The organism is Comamonas aquatica NBRC 14918 (assembly GCF_000739875.1).
Lineage (GTDB): Bacteria > Pseudomonadota > Gammaproteobacteria > Burkholderiales > Burkholderiaceae_C > Comamonas > Comamonas aquatica.
Genome location: NZ_BBJR01000049.1, coordinates 1 through 18,210, shown reverse-complemented (window position 1 = coordinate 18,210; position 18,210 = coordinate 1). Strand labels below are relative to the sequence as shown.

The 18,210-nt window shown below is 57.3% G+C and carries 25 protein-coding genes; 9 read left to right on the top strand and 16 right to left on the bottom strand.

Going from position 1 to position 18,210, the window contains the following annotated elements:
• Positions 1-54: 54 nt before the first annotated feature.
• From CA2_RS11545 to CA2_RS17225, 5 genes are all read right to left on the bottom strand, one after another.
• A complete protein-coding gene (locus tag CA2_RS11545; protein WP_042417075.1) occupies positions 55-1,230 on the bottom strand; it encodes a site-specific integrase in 1,176 nt (391 codons plus the stop codon).
• Complete coding sequence (xisR, locus tag CA2_RS17585; protein ID WP_169741471.1) at positions 1,188-1,445, bottom strand: excisionase family protein; 258 nt, start codon at positions 1,443-1,445, stop codon at positions 1,188-1,190. The genes CA2_RS11545 and xisR overlap by 43 nt, the downstream gene beginning before the upstream one ends.
• 119 nt (positions 1,446-1,564) lie before the next feature.
• The gene (locus tag CA2_RS17230; RefSeq protein WP_052369924.1) at positions 1,565-1,990 is read right to left on the bottom strand and encodes a hypothetical protein; all 426 of its coding nucleotides are present in this window, start codon (positions 1,988-1,990) and stop codon (positions 1,565-1,567) included.
• Positions 1,991-2,171: 181 nt separating this feature from the next.
• A complete protein-coding gene (locus CA2_RS11535) occupies positions 2,172-2,993 on the bottom strand; it encodes a hypothetical protein (RefSeq protein WP_042417072.1) in 822 nt (273 codons plus the stop codon).
• Between the two features lie 85 nt (positions 2,994-3,078).
• Positions 3,079-4,446 carry a DUF3427 domain-containing protein gene (locus CA2_RS17225; RefSeq protein WP_052369923.1) on the bottom strand — a complete coding sequence of 456 codons (1,368 nt, stop codon included), beginning with the start codon at positions 4,444-4,446 and terminating at the stop codon, positions 3,079-3,081.
• A 133-nt stretch (positions 4,447-4,579) separates the two neighbouring features.
• Between CA2_RS17225 and CA2_RS11525 the strand changes: the two genes are divergently transcribed.
• The gene (locus CA2_RS11525; protein ID WP_042417069.1) at positions 4,580-4,840 is read left to right on the top strand and encodes a hypothetical protein; all 261 of its coding nucleotides are present in this window, start codon (positions 4,580-4,582) and stop codon (positions 4,838-4,840) included.
• Between the two features lie 3 nt (positions 4,841-4,843).
• On the opposite strand, the gene CA2_RS11520 is transcribed toward CA2_RS11525, so the two are convergent.
• Both CA2_RS11520 and CA2_RS11515 read right to left on the bottom strand, forming a co-directional pair.
• Positions 4,844-5,185 carry a hypothetical protein gene (locus CA2_RS11520; protein WP_042417066.1) on the bottom strand — a complete coding sequence of 114 codons (342 nt, stop codon included), beginning with the start codon at positions 5,183-5,185 and terminating at the stop codon, positions 4,844-4,846.
• 8 nt (positions 5,186-5,193) lie between these two features.
• Entirely contained in the window at positions 5,194-5,685 is a 492-nt protein-coding gene (locus CA2_RS11515; RefSeq protein ID WP_042417062.1) for a hypothetical protein, read from the bottom strand.
• Between the two features lie 539 nt (positions 5,686-6,224).
• On the opposite strand from CA2_RS11515, the gene CA2_RS18050 reads away from it, so the two are divergent.
• Positions 6,225-8,018 (top strand): ParB N-terminal domain-containing protein, encoded by a 1,794-nt coding sequence (locus CA2_RS18050; RefSeq protein WP_156106030.1) that lies wholly within the window; start codon positions 6,225-6,227, stop codon positions 8,016-8,018.
• Here the strand turns inward: CA2_RS18050 and CA2_RS17580 are convergent.
• The 8 genes from CA2_RS17580 to CA2_RS11490 all read right to left on the bottom strand — a co-directional run bounded on the left by CA2_RS17580 (position 8,013) and on the right by CA2_RS11490 (position 13,730).
• Positions 8,013-9,122: a DNA-methyltransferase gene (locus CA2_RS17580; RefSeq protein ID WP_217997636.1), complete on the bottom strand. Its 1,110-nt coding sequence runs from the start codon at positions 9,120-9,122 to the stop codon at positions 8,013-8,015. The two genes, CA2_RS18050 and CA2_RS17580, sit on opposite strands and share 6 nt — an antisense overlap.
• Before the next feature lie 21 nt (positions 9,123-9,143).
• Positions 9,144-9,311 (bottom strand): hypothetical protein, encoded by a 168-nt coding sequence (locus CA2_RS18045; protein WP_156106028.1) that lies wholly within the window; start codon positions 9,309-9,311, stop codon positions 9,144-9,146.
• A gap of 38 nt (positions 9,312-9,349) precedes the next feature.
• On the bottom strand, positions 9,350-9,826 hold the full coding sequence (locus CA2_RS11505; protein WP_042417059.1) for a hypothetical protein: 477 nt from the start codon (positions 9,824-9,826) through the stop codon (positions 9,350-9,352).
• Positions 9,808-9,930 (bottom strand): hypothetical protein, encoded by a 123-nt coding sequence (locus CA2_RS18760; protein WP_260675317.1) that lies wholly within the window; start codon positions 9,928-9,930, stop codon positions 9,808-9,810. Before CA2_RS18760 ends, CA2_RS11505 begins: the two co-directional genes overlap by 19 nt.
• 9 nt (positions 9,931-9,939) lie before the next feature.
• Positions 9,940-10,143, bottom strand: coding sequence for a hypothetical protein (locus tag CA2_RS11500; RefSeq protein WP_042417056.1), 204 nt, complete (start codon positions 10,141-10,143; stop codon positions 9,940-9,942).
• Between the two features lie 1,255 nt (positions 10,144-11,398).
• Complete coding sequence (locus tag CA2_RS11495) at positions 11,399-12,229, bottom strand: DUF3037 domain-containing protein (protein ID WP_042417052.1); 831 nt, start codon at positions 12,227-12,229, stop codon at positions 11,399-11,401.
• Positions 12,226-12,951 (bottom strand): HipA family kinase, encoded by a 726-nt coding sequence (locus tag CA2_RS17575; RefSeq protein ID WP_081888978.1) that lies wholly within the window; start codon positions 12,949-12,951, stop codon positions 12,226-12,228. The genes CA2_RS11495 and CA2_RS17575 overlap by 4 nt, the downstream gene beginning before the upstream one ends.
• Positions 12,952-12,956: 5 nt before the next feature.
• On the bottom strand, positions 12,957-13,730 hold the full coding sequence (locus CA2_RS11490; RefSeq protein WP_245620946.1) for a LexA family transcriptional regulator: 774 nt from the start codon (positions 13,728-13,730) through the stop codon (positions 12,957-12,959).
• Positions 13,731-13,801: 71 nt separating this feature from the next.
• Here CA2_RS11490 and CA2_RS17570 point away from each other — a divergent pair, with 71 nt between their 5' ends.
• The gene (locus CA2_RS17570) at positions 13,802-14,065 is read left to right on the top strand and encodes a transcriptional regulator (RefSeq protein WP_081888973.1); all 264 of its coding nucleotides are present in this window, start codon (positions 13,802-13,804) and stop codon (positions 14,063-14,065) included.
• 56 nt (positions 14,066-14,121) lie between these two features.
• On the opposite strand, the gene CA2_RS11485 is transcribed toward CA2_RS17570, so the two are convergent.
• The gene (locus tag CA2_RS11485; protein WP_156106026.1) at positions 14,122-14,412 is read right to left on the bottom strand and encodes a hypothetical protein; all 291 of its coding nucleotides are present in this window, start codon (positions 14,410-14,412) and stop codon (positions 14,122-14,124) included.
• Positions 14,413-14,500: 88 nt separating this feature from the next.
• Between CA2_RS11485 and CA2_RS11480 the strand changes: the two genes are divergently transcribed.
• Genes CA2_RS11480 through CA2_RS11455 form a run of 6 tightly spaced genes read left to right on the top strand, consistent with a single transcriptional unit; the run spans position 14,501 to position 18,148 of the window.
• Positions 14,501-14,929 (top strand): hypothetical protein, encoded by a 429-nt coding sequence (locus tag CA2_RS11480; protein ID WP_042417046.1) that lies wholly within the window; start codon positions 14,501-14,503, stop codon positions 14,927-14,929.
• On the top strand, positions 14,926-15,816 hold the full coding sequence (locus tag CA2_RS17220) for a hypothetical protein (RefSeq protein WP_052369922.1): 891 nt from the start codon (positions 14,926-14,928) through the stop codon (positions 15,814-15,816). Before CA2_RS11480 ends, CA2_RS17220 begins: the two co-directional genes overlap by 4 nt.
• Positions 15,813-16,364 carry a hypothetical protein gene (locus CA2_RS11470; RefSeq protein WP_245620945.1) on the top strand — a complete coding sequence of 184 codons (552 nt, stop codon included), beginning with the start codon at positions 15,813-15,815 and terminating at the stop codon, positions 16,362-16,364. The genes CA2_RS17220 and CA2_RS11470 overlap by 4 nt, the downstream gene beginning before the upstream one ends.
• A gap of 11 nt (positions 16,365-16,375) precedes the next feature.
• Positions 16,376-16,960, top strand: a complete 585-nt coding sequence (locus tag CA2_RS11465) for a hypothetical protein (protein ID WP_369441227.1) — start codon at positions 16,376-16,378, stop codon at positions 16,958-16,960.
• On the top strand, positions 16,950-17,582 hold the full coding sequence (locus CA2_RS11460; protein ID WP_052369921.1) for a hypothetical protein: 633 nt from the start codon (positions 16,950-16,952) through the stop codon (positions 17,580-17,582). The genes CA2_RS11465 and CA2_RS11460 overlap by 11 nt, the downstream gene beginning before the upstream one ends.
• Positions 17,583-17,584: 2 nt before the next feature.
• Entirely contained in the window at positions 17,585-18,148 is a 564-nt protein-coding gene (locus CA2_RS11455) for a hypothetical protein (RefSeq protein ID WP_156106024.1), read from the top strand.
• Positions 18,149-18,210 lie beyond the last annotated feature (62 nt).

Genomic DNA, 18,210 nt, shown 5'->3' with positions numbered 1-18,210 from the left:
TCACACCAGATTCACACCGGGATTCGCACGGAAATCGCACCGGTTTCGCACCGATCACTTGGCGAGTTGCGGTGCTGGCTTGGGTTTTTGGAAGTCTTCCCGGATGAACTTTCCATAGGTGCGGAAGACCATCTCTACGTCTTCGTGCCCCAACTGGCTGGCCACGTACCAAGGATTGGCGCCTGCAGTCAGCATGGTTGAGGCGTAGGTGTGCCGGATTTGGTACGGGTTCCGGTACTTGATCCCCGAACGCTCCATGATCGGCAGCCAGGCTGTTTTTCGCACTTGCGCGTCTGTAGACCAGGGCGCCAGGGTCCGTGGATTGAGAAAAACCCGCTGACCGCGCTGCATGCTGATCGGTTTTTGCGCTTCAAGGGCCGCGATTGCATCGGCATTGAGGTCTACGACACGAACCCCGGCCGCTGTTTTGGGGCTCTTGATTACCCCTACAACCTGGTTGAGCTCGATGCGGGCGGTTGCTTTCGCCAAGTCAATGTGGTGCCACTCGAGCGCCTGCAGCTCACCAGGGCGCAGACCGGTGTTGAACCAGAACTGGAAGGTGGGGCGTTCATCGTCCCGGCAGGCCGCCAAAATCGCTTCGCGCTCTGCTTGGCTGAAGGGCTCAATCACGTAGTCGCTGGACTTGCTGTTTTGCCGAATCAGCTTGGCCAAGGCGATTTGGTCAAACGGGTTGCTCACGACAAGCCCGTCATTGAGGGCATCTTCAAACACTGAGCGCAGCGGCGTCAGCATGTTGCGAATGGCCTTGGCGGTGCAGTCCATGCTGCTGATCCAGTCTCGCAGCAGGACTGGTGTCACCTCGTGCAGCTCCATGCCGTGCCAGCGCTGCATACGTTCTCCGGTGAGGCTCTTTTTGTACCCTGCGAAGGTTGCGGGTGACATCTTCCCGTTCTCAACCTGCTTTTGATAGAGCTGCAGCTGCTTGTAAAGCAGCTCCTCCATCAGGCTGGAGTTGATGGCGCGCTTCCTGGCTCTGGTGCTCTCAGGGAAATACTCTTTGTAGACGAATTTCCCATCTGCAATCCGTCGCAGGATCTCGCCGCGCAGGTTGGCGGCGTACTGCAACGAACCCTTGTTGATCGGGCAGGGCGGAAGCAGCTCTCGGCACTGCTTGCCCTCCCAGGTAAAGGCCACTTGAATGCGTGGGCCTGATGCCATCTGGCGAATTAATATGCCCGTTGGCGTTGAGAGACTTGGCTTCTTATCCATTTGTCTGCTTCCTTCACGTTGACATAAAGGCGCCGTGCAATCACTGCACAGTGCGTTCCATCAAGCCAGACACCTTCTTTGCGGCGCTGGTGGACGGCGTTGGGAGTGGTGCCCGTGAGTTCTTCGTACTTCGAGGCCAGAACCCATTCAGGCTCTATCGTGATGCGCACTTCAGGTGCGGCGGCATGCTTGGCTGCTGGGTCGTGGTGTTTCATGGCGCCTCCAAAAAGAAAGCCCCGACTTGGCGGGGCTGGGGTTCATCAAAGTCCGGGATGGGGGCGCGGCGGTCGCGCCGGGTGCGTTTACGGCGGCTCATGGCTTGGTTTTCCCGTGCTCAGGCTGGTTTGCCGGTGGTGTCGTCTTCTTCTTGCGCTGTGATTTCGGCCAGCTGCTCTTGGGTGAAATCGCTATCAGTCAGCACATAAGGCACGGCATTGGTGACTTGGTAGAAGCGTGGCGATGGGCATTCGGCAAGCCACTGCTCCAGCAGGGCCTGCAGTTTTGCCTTGTGCTCTGGGGACACTTCCGGGTAGCCATCCGCGTATTCGCCTCCAAAGTCGTTGGCCTGCGCGGCAATGTCTTCAATCACGCTGTCGGCATCCACAAAGTCGGCCATGGCTGGGCGTTTGGCTGTGCCGCGCCATACCTTGTGTCCTGGGCGAACTTCATCGCCCCGTGCGTTCAGCAGATTGCCCAGGCTGCCGTAGTTGAATTCCTCGCCGTCAATTGACCAGCATTCCTTTTGATCGGTATTGCTCATGTTTTCTCCTTCAATGCCCGCAAGGCAGGCCTTCGCCCTCGTCGGGCTCTTGGTGGACAGGTGCGCCGCAGCTGCCGCAGCGCTTGATGGGTGTGGGCTGCTGGCCTTGGATGGGTGGTGTGCTCATGGTTGCTCCAAAAAGGAAAGCCCGCTGAAGCGGGCTGGGGTGTTGGGTGGGGGATCACGAAGGCTCGTGGCAATCACAAGGAAGGCTGATCCTTATTTGCATGTCCGAGATCGGGATGATTCGCCTGGCCTGGGCCCAGAACCGCTGATGCGGTATGCGCTCGGTTGCTGGGATGCCTGCCGCTTTCATGGCAGCAAAGCGCGGCTCCATGTCCTCCAGGTAGACCGGCTTGTCGCCGTCCCAGTGGATGGCATGGCCGATTTCATCCTCTGCCCACATCGCCTTGAGCCAAATGTCGGGACGGGTGCAGTAGACGATGTACCAGTGTTGCCAGCCTGCCTTGAGGCACCCGATGCAGTTGCCGTGCTTGAAAACGCTGTAAGTGCATGGGCGCGGTATGCCTAGGGCCTCGGTGTTCTCGTATTTGCGTTCTTCCCAGATTCGCGGGTAGTCGGTCTTCCAGCCCAGCGTGCCCATGATCCCTATGCGCCGCTGGATACGACTTGGCTCTGTGGCATCGAAGCCGTAGTAAATGGTGCTGTCATCCTGTGATGCATTGGAGGCCAGCCACTCCATAAATGGCTCAGTCTTCAAGCGTGCTGTGCATATCTCCTGGCCGTTGTTGACCTTGAAAGCATCGGATTCGACGCACACATCAAACTGGTCCTGTGTCGCGTTGCGGCGGCTGGCGAACGTCAGCGGCACCCCCAAGTGCTCGGCCACGTCGCGCTTAAAGCGCTTGATGTCCGCGTGCTCCACGCTGAAATGCATGTCGTGGTTCAGCAGCACCAGGTGCTTGGTGCCAAAGCGGTGAGCCACTTCAAGTGCAACCAGTGCAGAGCTGTGCCCGCCTGAGTAGCAGACGATGTGTTTCATTGGCATTCCGAAAGAAGAAAGCCCGCGCGGCGTCTACCGGGCGGGCTGGTGGGGATGGTGTTAATGCTTTGCTAGCGCTGATCGATCAAAGGTCTGTTTGGTTGGCTCCAGGCGTAGCCCTGAAGCTCACCGGGTCAAGGCCGCAGTGGTCTTCAACGTCGCCTTCGAGCTCAAAGAACTGGACTTCTTCGTTATCTGGTTTAAGACCAAAAACGCGGTAAATCGAGAAGCAGCTCACGTCATCCCGCGAAGCCAAGACCTCATTCATCGAAATGTAGAAGGGCGTAGATGCTGGTCCCTGAGTGGCCTTCACCTCGATGCGTTTTGGTCTCCCATCTAAGTGAAACGAAGCAATGTCGTAGCCGGCAGCGCTGTCTGTGAGGGCCACGTGTTGGACTTTATTCGCCAGGTCCGATCGTCCTGCAGCCTTCAGCCTGCTGATCTCGTACTGCACAACCAGCTTTTCGCCCTGCAGGCCCAGTTGCCTATTTCTAAGGTCGCGGGCAGCCCAATCCACTTCTCCACCCGATGACTTCTTCTTAGACCGAGGGCCTGTGCTTGGTTTCGCTTTGATCGCAGGCGGTTCAGTCCGTGAGAGCGACGCAGTCACAGGCATGGGTGGTGACAGTGAAAACGCTGGGTCCAGTGGTGGCAGGGCAGGGATGCCCAAGCGCTTCAACTGGTCCTGATCAATGTCCCAGTTCTGAACAGTCCAAATGAAATGGACAGGGTTTTGCTTGTTCGGATCGTGGGAGAAGTAGCTGAGCAGGCCAAAGTACGTGTACTTGTCACCCTTTTGAGCGCGCAAGAACAAGTGAACGTTGTTCACGATAGGGTCATGGACCAGCAGCTTGCGAATCGTTGGCGAATCAAAGCCCTGTTGGGTCTGCGATTCCCAGATGAGTCGGCCATCCAGCGTAAGCGCGTCTTGATATGGGTTGCTAGCGTCTGGCTTACCCAGCGTCACCATGAAGACGAAATTGCCACTGTCCCGTGGTGACTCAACGATGCCCGGCATGCCCCAGCGTCCCGCCCCTGGGGTGAATTTCGCGTCAGGTTCAAAGACCCGAGCAATCTCTTCGCGGTTATAGGCCTGTAGCCGTAGCAGTGAGGAGCCAGCAGATGGCATCACCTCCGAGGTTCGCTTTCTTTCAACAGTGAAGCCGAGTGCACGAAGAACGGCAAAGCATGGAGAGCTATCACCCCCAGAGAACTCGGACGACGTGAGCGGTCTGCCGATTGTTCTGGCTGCAGCCAACCCGAATATGGCTTTGGGCGGGAAACGGCGCCCGTCATGCACGAGGTCGAAATCCGTGGACTCCGCAAAGCCATGATCCGCTGCTTCGTCAACGTTAAAGCTTGCAATAGCTTGGAGGACATCCTCTTTGGTGATGCCCTCAAGCAGTTTGCGAAGACCTTTAATCCGGCCAGTCGGCCCTTTCTCCAATGTCATTGTCACTCCCCCTCCTTGCTCGTTTGTTCAGTTCCAGGGGCCGCAATTTTGCGAACCGCACCGAAATGAGTTTACGGGTGCTAGAGCCCTGGTTCATCTGATCTGGTGGGGTTGCTGAGCGTAGACTTCGCCCATGGCCAACATCTACGACTCCATGGTCAGTGCCCTGCGTGAGCACTGGAAGGCGAACGACAACGCATACCCCCAGCGGTTTGAGCTGACCCAGGTCACGCTGGAAGCGCTGGTGGCTGCGCGCAAGCTGGTCAACGACACCATGAACTTCAAGAAGTACCCCGACTGGGAGCAAGAGTTCCTGGGCGTGCCGGTGGTGCTGTCCGCTGAAGGGGACGCCATGATCTCAAAGGACGGCACGCGCGTGCCGCTTAGTGCCTGATGGTCAGCTGGGGGCCTGGGTGCTGAGCAGCCAAACGCGCCCCAAGTTTTCTTTGCACCCCGGGTAGTGGCTGGCCGCTTTGACGGCCAGGTTCTTTTTGCGCTTGCGCTTGATCCAGTGGCGCAGTGCGTTACCGATCGCGCCGGTGTGCTCGGGCTCGCACTTGATGCACTGTCCGGGCTTCATGGACGCGAACAGCTCGTCGTAGCGGCCTGGGCCCAGGCTGCGCTTTTGTGGCGGGGGATCGTCGGCCACCTCCAGGTCTTCGATGTGGATGGGGGAGCGGCGCACGCCCTTGGTGTGCGGCTTGGCGGTGTTGAAGGGGTCGTGGGCTTTGGGTGGCATGGCTTGTGTCAGTTCAGTGGGATTTCCTTGGCGTTGGCCTTGGTGGTGGCCAGTTGGGCCATGGTGTGGTCGGTCCAGCTTTCGTGCGACAGGACGTGCTGCAGGGCCAGGGCAACCACGGCAGGGGCTGGGTGCACGCGCTGCAGCTGGGTGGCCACGATGTCCAGGCAGGTGGCGTAGGCGCGGGTTTTTACGACACCCCACTGGCACCAGCCGTCGGGCATGCGCTTGGTCAGCAGGGCGTGCGCATGCTGGGCCTGCTCCAAAAACGCCTTGCTGGTCTTGCCCATCTGGACCTTGATGGTCTGGGCCTCGTCGCTCAAGGGCTTGGCTTTGGCGCGCATGGCGAAGGCGTCTGCTTTCAACACGGCGGTCTTGGCTTGCTTGCGCAGTTCGCTGGCCTCGGCGCGCAGGGTTTCGCGGCGCACCTTCATCTGGACGCATTCACGCTGCAGGTTGATGGCAAGGTGTGCTGGGTGTGGGGTGGATGTCTCGCTCATGGGGTCCTCAATTCGATGTGCGGCTGACTCGTTGCACAAAAAAGCCCGCGCAGGGCGGGCCGGTGGTGGTGATCAGGCTTTGACGCCCACAACGCTGCAGGCGGCGGGGCGGTCTGGGAAACACGCATTGGCCCAGGCGCGCGCGGTGCGGTTGTCTGGGAAATGCACGTGGGGGATGGTCTGTTTGCCGAACTTGACGATGAATCGCATGCTGGGTCTCCAGAATGAGAGAAGCCCGCACAGTGGCGGGATGTTGGGATGTAGCCATTGGGGAGGCCTGCGGTGGGCGGGCCTGGGTTGTCGTGCGGGCATGCACTGCGGCGCAGCCAACTAGGCGTAGTTCGCTCGCTTCCTTCACTAGGTGTATAGATAGTTGCTCATTCAGTTGAAGTCCATCTGTATCTTGGTGTTTGCGGAGGGCGCTTGGTCTATTGAGTCTTTTGTTTCAAAATGAGTCAAAATGCTCAGCTGGGCTGTTGCAAAAGACAGCACTCTTCTGGTTGAGATCAATCCGATACGAATGATGTGAAAGGGTTAGTGTGCGAGCACAAAAAAAAGCGGTGGCAAAGCCGCCATTGAAAGCAATAAAGAAAACGCAAGCACCGATCCAAGCAAAGAGTCGGAAGTTAGCTCCGAAAGATAATTCCTCTGCCACAGGGTTTTCATCCTCGAAATCTATTCTCCGAAGAATTTTCGAGGGTGCTGGCTTTAAGCACGTCGAATCGGATAATTTGCATTTCCAGGTTGGAGGTAGAGCGGGCGAGATTGATCATATATTTGTTTGGGAGAATGTTGTCCTCCTTTGTGAGGAAACTACTGAAGCACACCCAACTAAACATTGCACAAACAAAATCGTTTTTCATGGCAGAATTGCCGCTGATTTCGATAGTTTTTTTACCGTTTTTAATTCAAGAAGTAAATCGCTATTAGACGCGATTGGTACCTCTTATGGTCAGCATGATTTAGAGGTGCGCCATATCTATTTTTCTGAAATGGCAGATATTGATATGGGTTCGACTGAACCATTCTTGATACTCACTAGGGCACAAGCCAAGTACTTTACATCCCTAGTCGAAACTATCGAACGCTCTGCAAAGTTTGAGTTATTAAAATATCTTGGAATTGCGCTTCATCAAACAGGGCAAGCGCGAATATCAGGCAGTAGTGTCTCATTAAACAGCTTTCCTGCTTTTGCCCTGCCGGCAGCCCACACTAGTTATCCGCCTGGATTCGCTGTGGTTTCGTTTTATGCGGATCCACAAGCATTGATTTCACGATCTTATGTCTTGCGTCGTGACGGATGGGAGGACCCCGACTTGTCTTACCAACGTTTCGTTAAAGCGGAAAAGCTTGTGGCAATGCGCGAGTACTTGGCTGACAATGGTAAGGTTTTTATAAACAATCTCGTGGTGACATTACCGTCTACGGCACAGCTTATGGACAGTAAATCGATGCTGCCGGTTGCTCCAGAGGCCTTGTCTAACAAGACTTTAGTGCAATTGCAGCTACCACTAGAACTCGGGACCGTAGGTATTGTAGATGGGCAACATCGAATCTTGTCTTATTACGAAGGTTCAGGTGCGACAGAGGCGGCTATCGACCGTCTGAGAGTACGTCAAAATCTGCTGGTAACAGGAATTATTTTCCCGCCATCGTATTCAGCTGAGATGCGCGCGAAGTTTGAGGCAGAAATATTTCTTGGGATTAACAACAACCAAAGTCCTGTTAACCCACAATTGCGACAAGATCTGGAAACAATTATCAATCCAGAGAGTAGTACTGCGATTGCACGCCTTATTGTAATTAGATTGTCGAAAGAAGGCCCGCTTGCTGGGAAAATGTCAATGTCTCAGTTTGATCCACCAGATAAAATTGCATCGGCATCACTTGGTCCATATGTAGTTGAGTCTCTCACTAAACCAAGAAGTGCATTCTACCAAACTTGGGATAATACGGGCAGTCGTGATTTGCGTAATGAAATAGATAGAGAAGAGTTTGTAAATTACAGTGTAGATCAACTTAAGCGACTACTTCAAGGGGCTGCTTCACATTTAAAGCATAAATGGAAGTCTGTGCCGAGTGGTGGCATTCTTTCAACCACCGTAGTTGGCGGCTTTCTTTTGCTTATGGATCGATTGGTTAAAAATAAAATGACTCCAGCCAGTATTGACTATAAAAAATTGTTTGAAGATATAGATAATTTCCCTTTCAAGAATTACTCAAGTAGCGCATGGGCGAGGCTTGCAACTGATTTGATGGCAACGCTCTCTATACAGTCTCCTGAATTGGAGCCGAAATCTAAGCCCCGTGTTGTTAAAAGAAGCAGCCTATAAGGCGAACGGATAACGTAAGTCGGATGCTGCAGACGCGAAGTTCTCGGGCCGCCGACCAACTATCGAAGTTGGACTTGGTTGGTGTATCGCACGATCAGCAGGTCGGAATCTTGCTTTGCCATTCTGTGCATCTTTCAGGCGATTTTTGCCAATCTGGATGTAGGCGTTATCGAGCTCTGCTCCAATAAAGGATCGTCCCTCAACTACTGTGGCGACGCCGCTAGATGCGACGCCGCAGAAGGGATCCAGAACTATGTCTCCGGGCTTTGTTAAAGCTCGTACCAGTCGTTGTACCAACCCAACGGGAAATTGGCATGGATGCTCTGTTTTCTCGACATGATTTGAATTTACGTTAGGGATATCCCAGACATCACCTGGATTCTTCCCTGCCGGATTTCCACTTGGCTGCCCCTTCTTGGGGCCACTTGTGTGCTGCTTTCCAGGGTATTTTTGAGGAATTCGGATAGCATCAAGATCGAATGTGTAGTCATCTCCCTTAGTAAACCAGAGCACAGTTTCGTGACGACCGCTGAAGCGCGTGCGGCAATGAAGGCCATGGCCAAAAGTCCAAGCAATGCGGTTGCGCAATTTCATGCCATCTATGTTTCGCATAATGTCGTAAACAAGATAGTCCAGCGGGGTTGATACGCCTTCTTGTACATGAAGGCCCACTTGCCAGCACAGGCTGCCTCCAGGTTTAAGAATTCGGCAAACTTCCGGCAATATCAATTTGTGATTGGCGACAAAGTCGTCAATCCCGTCTCCACGCTTTTCGTAAGCTTTCCCCATGCAATAAGGCGGTGAGGTGACAACTAAATCAATGGATGCGTCAGGCAATGCGCTCAGTAGACCCTCACAGCTGCCATGGAACAGAACGGCAGAGCCGTCTCTGGGCTTGGATGAAAGCCACTGCGCAGTGCGGGAGGCAGTTTTGTATACAGACAAAGCGGGGGCGGGACGAACAGTAGTTTTCATTTGTGGGAGATCATAGATCTCCACGTTACCCGCTGCAACTTCTGGGGTTGATCTTTTGCCAAGTTGATCCGCATCTGCGCTGTGTTCTTGCTCATCGAGCCGCGCCAGTCGTCTTTTGTGGTAGCTCATTGAGGTGCTCTCAGGTGGTGGTTAATTGGTTCCGCCGCCTTCGGTGTCGTCGGGGTTCTTGCGCTCCCAGGTGACGGGCTGGGATGCAGGGGCTGGGGCGCTGCACTTGCACTGGCCGCAACCCTGGCAGCCGGGCTTGGCCGGCGCGGTGCTGCTGGCCATGGGGATGGTCTTTTCTTGTTGTTGCATAAATTCGGTGCTTGCGCCTGTTGGGTAAGCGCTTATAGCTATTGTTTTTGATGTGGCTGCGCGCTGCTGCGCTCGGCCGTGGCGGCTTCGGCCAGGGCGCACTGGATGGCGTAGCGCACCGCAGCGTGCAGGGGGCGGTCTGGCGCGGTGATGGTGAGCTTCACCTCCCCATCGTCCAGGGACACGGTGGTTTGACCTGGCTCTACCTCCACGATGATCGAACGCCCGTTTGGCAGCTCGGTCTCGGCATTGGCCAGTTCGCGGCCCAGCAGGCGCATCTCGCAGCAGGCATCACGCATTGAGGCACCGATGGTAGCGCGGATGTCCTGCAACTTGCTGATGGGGTAGAGCTTGGCGTTGCGCCACTTGCGGTGGGTGGCTTCGTCCAGGGCATCCCGTTCCACCTTGGTCAGCACCACGGGCAGAAAGCCCATGCTGGCCAGCTTCTCGGCATCCACCCAGCAGAAGTGCAACTGCTCGTTCAGCTCAGACAGGGTCATGTACTTGTCGTGCATGGTTCGCTTTCGGTGATGGGGTCGGGCCAGCTCTCGGCTGCAGCCAGGGCGCTGAGCCCGATGGCAATGCAGAAGGCCGCCATGAGGGCGAGGGCGGTTTCCATGGCAGACCCTCAGAAGGCGTCAGCGCTGCCCACTGCGTTGCTGGGCTGGCTGAGGGTTTGGCGGATCTGCTCGGGCGAGGCCGCGGCGGCGCGGCGCGCCAGGCGCTGTTCCTCGCATTGACGAATCAGCTCCATTTCTTCGCGTTGCTCAGCCCAGGTGCGAGGTGCGTATGCAGCGGCGCCGGCATGGCCGCGATGGCGTCGGAAGTTCATTGCGTTCTCCAAATGAAAAAGCCCGCCCCACGGTGAAGCGAGGCGGGCAAAAGTCAGCAGTTGCTGACCGCAAAGAAAAATAGCCGGTGCCTTTCGGCACGCCTGGGGAATAGAAGAGAGGGAGGGAGGAGGCTCCCAGGCCCGGCTGTAAAAACGATTGGGTGGTCCCGCTGCTGAATGTCTCGCGTGGAACGTGAGTCTTGCCTCAGTCAGTAGGGCCGCCTAATCGCCCTGCATATCGCTGCAGGTGGCGCTGTTGCACACACGATGCTCTTCTGTCTCATAAATTGCCATTCTGGTTTGGCCTAGTCAGATCAATATCTGACACCGTTTGCTGTCGGCGTGGGCAGCTGTACCTTGGAATTCCCGACACTTACCCCTGTCGGGCCGCGCGCCTATCGCGGGTGGTCTGGGGCCTAAAGTGGTGCGCGAATGGGCGTAAAAAAACCCGCTCTGGGCGGGTCTGTTTCTGGGGAATGTGCGGCAGGAGTGCTTATGCCGCCTTCACGCTGATTGCTGTTGCGCCGGGGAATCGCTTCAATGCATCCTCCAGTGCTGCACAGGTGCTAGGGAACAAGGCCGTGTAACACGCACCTGCGACCTTGATGATGCATCGCTTCATAGTTGTCTCCTTAGCTTTTTGTGTACTTGGGTTGTTATCGGCGGATTTTGTATCAAACTGAAACAGAATTTTGTAGCAGCCTCAATCTGCATGGAAAGCAAACCGCAGCCCTCTGTCACAAGGCTCTGGTTTCCCCTCTGATGTCGCTCAGAGGGCAGCGCCGCTTGCGCGGTGGGATTTGCTGATCTTGGCAACCCTGTTTGCCTCACCCTTTGACCGTGTACGCACTTTGGCGACTGGATACAGCGGGACACTGCGCGGAGCACCCGCCGTGCCGGGTGACGCTATGGAGCCGGACGAACCCCAAACAGGCTGGGGAGCAACATCGGCGGAGGATCTTTTAAAGACCTAGAGCGCCGGGCTCGATCACTTGGCACCCATCGCGCTGGTGCACCTCCTGCTGCGCTCCTTCTGGAGCTAACCCCGCCTTTGCTTCCTGTCGGCTTCGGCCTCTGATCGCTGGGCCTTGGGTGTTTCGCGGTTGGTGCTGCGATGGGTTGAAATGTAGCATTGCTAAATTATTGATGCAATAGCTTTGCTAAATTTTTGCTAAAGATCTTCCTGGCTGAGCTCTTCGTAGACGAAAAAAAACCCGCAGCATGCTGCGGGTTGTATTGATGGGATATCTCTCTATCAGCGTTCGGCAAATTTTTGTATTTCGCGCATGGCTGCTTGGCCCGAGCCCTCAATCACAGTCATCTGCTTGGATAGCTCCTGCACGATTTCTTGGCCTAGATCGTAGTGTGCTGTCTTGCTTGGAGAGGCCAGTGTGACATTGATGAGGATGTCATCAGGCAACTCATTCATCTTCATAAGGCGAGCAAATTTTCCTCGCCACACATCGCCATGTGCGGCTATGTCGTTTGCATCGGCTTGACTCAAGTTGAGTGCTTTGATGATCTTCAAATGCTTGCTGTCGACGGTTTGTACAAAGTCGAACTTAGCACTGACGGCATCGTTACCCACGCGTGCTGGCTTGAATGGCGCTACCAAATTGAGCCCTTGCAGCAAGTCCCGCAGCCTTGCATTCATCGTTTGTTCGACGTACTCAGGTGTTGCGAAGGAGTGACCAACATAGTGGTCAAACTTCTCTTTCAAAGTTTGTGCAGGATCGTTCGTGAGCAGAACCTTTGTTTCGCTGAAACGCACAATCGCTTCACGCGGTTGTACGAGCGTGGCAAACAGAGTCCGCAACGTCTCTGCCTTGTTGGTGCTGCTGACTTGGTAGGCCGTTGCGCGTAAGCGCATAAGCTGCTCCTCGACTGTGCGAACCGCGCTCATATAAAAGCCACGGTCGAGTGCATCGAAGAAATCTGTGACGCGCTTGGACTTTCTGTTCTGCAACAGAAAATTGAAGTACCCAGTCTGTGGGCATGTCAGCACGACACCGATGTTGGCGAACTCGCCGGTTTCGGTGTACGGAACAAATTGAATGATCGAAAAGCGACAGGCAAGAGGCTTCATGCGAACCTCCAAAAATCAGGCGACTGGCAGCGTACTAGTGTCGTACGGATGGCATTAAGGTCAACATTCGAAGGAATGTCACATTCTGGATTGTTCCAGTGCCACGATTGAGGAATATTCTCGCAGGCATAGTCGAAAGCAGTCTCGATAACGCTGCAAAACCTGTCTTGTAACAAGTTTCTTGTGACGAGGTCTGCATGCTGCCAGCTCTGTCTAAATATATGATTTTCAATAAAAAGCACAGGATCTAGCGAACGATCAAAGGCAAGGTTGTGGTCAATCATCACTAGAGCGCTTTGGTTGGTATCCCACAACAGGTTGGGATTGCCATCGGTTCGATCAATGTTCTGAATCCACCAGTCGAAGGCAAAAATTTCTGCTTGGAGCGTTTGGGGGATGTGCTGAACCTGAGCTAGGTCCAGCCATGTACACCCAGCATGCTGGCGCGAACCAAAGGCTGGGCCTTCGCCGATGCTTTTCCAGCCCCCTGGTAGTTCATCCACCAGCTCTTGTGACACATTCAAGATGCTGAATGGTGGCAATGGCAAGCCTAAAGCTTGCGCCAAATGCGCGCAGATCCATTCATTGCAAAGACTTGCGCGGTCGGTTTGCCGACCCTTGGTGAAGTACAGGTGCCCGTCACTTGCTATGCATTTAAAGGGCTCTTGAATGCCTTGCTCAGACTTGCCCACAACTTCTAATACTTCTAGTTCAGTTGGCATCCTGCTCATAGCCTCTTACCATTCCAAGCCCACACCACTCGTCCGAGGACTTGCACCTGATGATCTCCATTCAAGACCTGGACAGTCTTTGAGCTGGGGTTGTCGCTGGTGACTTGCAACTTCCCATCGAAGGTCGGCGTAACACGCTTGACGTAGTTCTTGTCACCAGCCTGGAGCACGTATACGCCTTCGCGGCTAGTCGGGTCACGCGCGCCAATCCCTGTATCCACCAGCAACACATCGCCATCCGTGAAGGTTGGTGCCATGCTGTCACCGTAGGCGTGGATGAAGCGCAACTCTCGTGGGTTCTGTGGACGGATGTGCTGATTGATCCAGTGCGGTGACAGTGCCAGGTCGCCCACAATCACATCGGACTCAAGCAAAGCTTCGCCACCGCCCATGCTGGCAGAGTTGGCCAGAACCGGCACAAGTACCGCGTCGGGGGCGTGGTAGGCAGGTATGGATGGGTTGCCAATGACGCGCGCCAGCCGCTCTCCGCTTGGCTCTTCATGGCCAGCAGCCGCAGGCTGTGTCAACTCAGACACATCGGAGACCAGCTTGGCAAAGCGCGGGGCGATCTCCCCAATGCTTATTCCCAATCCTCTTGCATAGGCCTTGGCCGCCTCAAGGCTGATGGGGCGATGGCCGCTTTGGTGCTGTGAAAGCATAGACGCACCACCAGGCACGCCAAAGTCCTTGGCGAACTGTGCTTTGTTTTTGACGGAAGCCAGCAGCCGACGCAGGTTGGCGGCTTCTTCCTCTGTTGTCCATTCTTTCATGTTAGCGATGCTAATAAGCATTTGATTTAGCATGGCTTGATGCATATCTTTAGCTGTGCTAAATTTGTTGCATGAAACACGCAGCATTAGCTAAGCGAGCAAGTGCCGATGCAGGAGGGCCAACGGCACTTGCACAGGCACTCAACAAGTCACCATCCGAAATTTCCCAGTGGATCAGCGGGCGTCGTCCGATTCCGTCGGCTTGCGCTGCTCGACTCGAAAAGCTGACGACGGTAACGCGCCGCGATCTCTTTCCTGACGACTGGCATGTGATCTGGCCAGAACTTGCACAGCCCTCCGATCAACCCAGCACCCAAGAGGTGAGCCATGGGTGAAAGCCGCAACGAAGTCTCTGCTGTGTTGGAGCAGATAAGGCAGGGGCAAGTCGTGTTCAGCGTGCTTTCACGTTCCGGATATGGATTAAGCCGCTCAGTTGGTCCTGCATCGCAGGCTGAAACGCTGCAGCCAGCTCTGGGGTTGCAAGGTCCGCAAAACGATCCATCGCTTCCATGTACTTCTCGCAGAGGGCTGAAGGGTCCGGGTGTGTCATTGCCAGGACGCTGCAAAGCGCACCGAGTGCCTGCAACTGTGCTTGTAGCTGCAGTTGGAGTTTTGACTGTTCTTCCAGGCCTTTGGCTATTTGCTCGTATTCGGCGTAGCTGATGCAAGCCACATCTTTCATGCTCGTCCTCTTCTGGGTCTTCGATGGCGGTGTAGGAGCTTCCATCGTAGCCCAGGGTGCGGCGGGCACCATTTAAGGAGTAGGTGCTATGCAAACACCTCACACCGTTGTGACCCCCACGGAATCTGCAGCCCTCAAGAAGGTAGTGGCTGCGATTGCAGGCTTGGCGCCAGAGCAGGTGCACCGGCTTTTCGAGCACGTCCAGGGCCAGCTGGAAGAGGAGGGCAGCGACGTGCCCTTGTTTGCCCGTGGCATTGCAGGACCACTGGGCAAGCTGGACACCCCGGCCAAGACCAAGATCGACGCCCACACCCATGAGCTGTTCCTGCAGCACTGCGCGCTGCGTGGCACGGACACCAGCGCGGAGCTGCGCGACTGCATCTATGCACTGGTGCATGGCAAGACGTATCGGCAGATGGTGCTGGAGAAAGTGAACCATGACGCCAAGCGTACGGAAGCGCTGATGAAGCTCATAGGCCCATTTGGGGGCCCCGAATCAACAGGGGGTGCCCGATGAGCAAGCAACTGCCTTGGTTCCGCGTGTACACACGCATGGTCGATGACGACAAGCTGAAGCTGCTGGCCTTTGAAGACCGCTGGCACTTTGTGGCGCTGCTGTGCCTGAAGGGTGAGGGGCTGCTGGACAAGGGGGATGCCCCCGGCCTGTTGATGCGCAAGGTGGCGGTCAAGCTGGGCCTGGACGTTCGCTCCCTGGAGGAGGTGGCGCGCCGGCTGGCCGAGGTGGGGCTGGTGGACCAGGCCACGCTGCAGCCAGTGAAGTGGGATGGCCTGCAGATGCGCAGCGATAACGACACCACTGCCGCCGAGCGCAAGAAGCGTCAGCGCGCACGAGAAAAGGCCGCCAAAGCCGCGCCCAGCAACGATGTCACGGGTGATTCCGTACCCGACACGGATGCGTCACGCGTGACTGGTACGGATGTCACGCGTACAGATACAGATATAGATACAGATACCAAAGTAGAAAGGACAGAGGTAGAACTAGATTCTGTTGGTCGAAATGCGGCTGGTGTCACGCCAGACGTTGCTGCGCCTTCGGCTTCGCCTGACCCCGAGCCCCAGAGGCCACCACCCAGCGCAGACAAGGCCAAGGGCACGCGGCTGCCGCTGGGGTGGGTGCTGCCCAAGCGCTGGGGCGACTGGGCGCTGCAGGAGCGCCAGGACCTGACTGCCGAGGATGTGCGCAGCGAGGCCGAGTGCTTTGCCGACCACTGGCACAGCAAGGCGGGGGCTGATGCGCGCAAGGTGGACTGGGAGGCGACCTGGCGCAACTGGGTCCGCCGCGTGGACCGGCGCAGAGCCTCGGGCAGTGCCGGCAGCGCGCAACAAGGGGCGGGCAAGTTTGCCGGCGCTGCAGCTGCGATTTACGACGGGGTGGTGCTATGAGCCATGCCGCCTTTTATGCCGAGCAGGGGCTTGCACACGTGGGGTCGACGGACCAGCCCGCAGGCAAGCCGGCGCGTGAGGCCAGCGCCCGGACCCGCAAGCTGTTTGTGCTGCTGCATGGCGCCTATGGCAGCTCTTTCCTGTCGAAGTTCCACACGGGCCAGCTCGGGGATGACCGGCAGGACAAGGGTGTGCGCATGGCCATGCTGGTCTGGGATTCGGCTTTGGCCCGCTACAGCGATGAGGTGGTGGAGCTGGCCGTGGACCGGATCAAGCGCGCCAGCCCGGAGTTTGCCCCCACGCTGCCGATGTTTGAGCGCGAGTGCGAGGCTGCTCAGCCAGCACAGACCTATGCCCAGCAGCAGGGCTGGACGGCATTGCCTGCGCCCCAGGTGCAGCCGGTGCAGGTCAACTTGCCCCGCCGTGATGACGGCAAGGACTGGGCCCGGCGCATCCTGGCCCGGGTGGAGCGGGGCGACAAGTCGATCAGTCGCTATGCCCGATGCTCTGCCGAGATGGCCATGGGCTTGCGAAAAAGCATGTCGTGAGGGGGGCGCAGATGAGTTCTAAATCCCTGGATCGATCGGCCTGGACACGCTTGGTGGGCGTGCGCCAAGCCAGCCCCAAAGCCGCAGCCGCGCCAGCACCAAAGACCACGGCGCCCAAGCCCAACCGCCGCAAGGCAGCACCACCGGTGGCGCAGGCCCCGGGCGCGATCATCGGCATGGACCCTGGGGTGAGCACCGGGCTGGCAACCTACTCGGGCGGCCAGCTGAAGGCCCTGGAGACCATCGAGCCCCACGCAATCCGCGAGCTGCTGCTGGAGCGCAAGCCTGCCCGGGTGATTTTTGAGGACTCGCGCCTGCAGTCACACACCTGGAATGCCCAGCGGCAAAAATCCAGGGCTGCGGTGGCCGCGGTGGGGCGCAGCCTGGGACACGTGGACCAAATCTGCCGGCAGATCGTGAGCATCTGCGAAGAACTGGGTATCCCTGCCCATGGCATCAGCCCTGCGGTGAAGGGTGCCAAGCTGGACGCCGACCAGTTTGAGGTGCGCACGGGGTGGGGCCGCCGCTCCAACCAGCATGAGCGCGATGCGGCCATGGTGGCCTGGCCATTCCGGGGAGCTGCCCGTGGCCAGTGAATACAAGGGGCTGACTCGCAAGAAACCCATGGGCCGCGGCACCAAGGGGCTGGCGCGCACCGGGTTTTCGACCAGGGGCCGGGGTTTTGCGTGCAAGGGTGGCGCTGAGGTTGAGGCCCACATCATCGACGGCGACGAGCGTTTTGTGCAGCAGTCGGACGACCGGCACGCGGCCCGCGCTGCCCGCCAGCTGGCCAGCGCACGCGAGACCCAGGGCATGACCATGGCCGCCCGCCAGGCGCTGGTGAGCAGCGATGAACCCGCATGCCCGGCCATTGAGAAAGACCACGCCATCCACCACGAAGGTTACCGCCGCCTGGTGGCCAGCCTGCCGTGCATGTGGTGTGGCCGCGAGGGGCGCAGCAACCATGCCCATGAGAACGAAGGCAAGGGCAAGGGCCTGAAGCTGGATGACCGGCGCGCCATGCCTCTGTGCGTGGACGACATGGGCCGGCATGGCTGCCACACGGCATTCGACCAGTACAGCCTGGTGGACGGCGGCCGTGCTGCCCACGTCGAGCTGGGGCGGGCGATGGCCGAGGCCACCCGCCAAATGATTTTGAAGTCAGGCAAGTGGCCCAAGAACTTGCCTGTCTGGACCAACGAAGTGCACAAGGATTGATGATGACCGAAGGCATCCAAGAAAAAACCAACCGCTCCCGCGTCTGGACCACGATCATGGAGCTGCACCGCAACGGGCAGCAGATCACACGCCAGCGCGTCATTGAGCTGTCGGGCCTGACGTACCACATCGTGGACGGGCACATTACCAACCTGATCGAGCGCGAGGGCACGCTGCGCCGCGTGATCGATGGGGTGTTTGAGCCCATCATGCCGTTTGCAGAGCCCCGGGCCATCACGGTGACGGATCTGCCCGACGGGATGATGATCGTGGAAATCGGGGACCTGGTGCTGACCCTGTCGCCCGTGGAGGTGCGCATGCTGGCCAAGCGGCTGCAGGGGGACGCGCAGACGGCCGCCAACTTGCAGATGCAGCACGACGTGGGCTTTTTGACCCACGAGGTGCAGCTGCGGCTGATGCGCCAGCGCCAGGAGCAGAACGGGCTGATTGAGTCCCTGCAGGCCGAGATCAAGGCCCTGAAGAAGAAGGGCGCGCCCCCCGATCACCCACGGATGGCCAGCCAGGAGCCGGCCACCAGCATCCGCCAGGGATCGCTGCTCAGCTGAATCAGCATTACATGCAACCCGCCGCGAGGCGGGTTTTCTTTTTGCGCCCCGGCTAAGGTTTG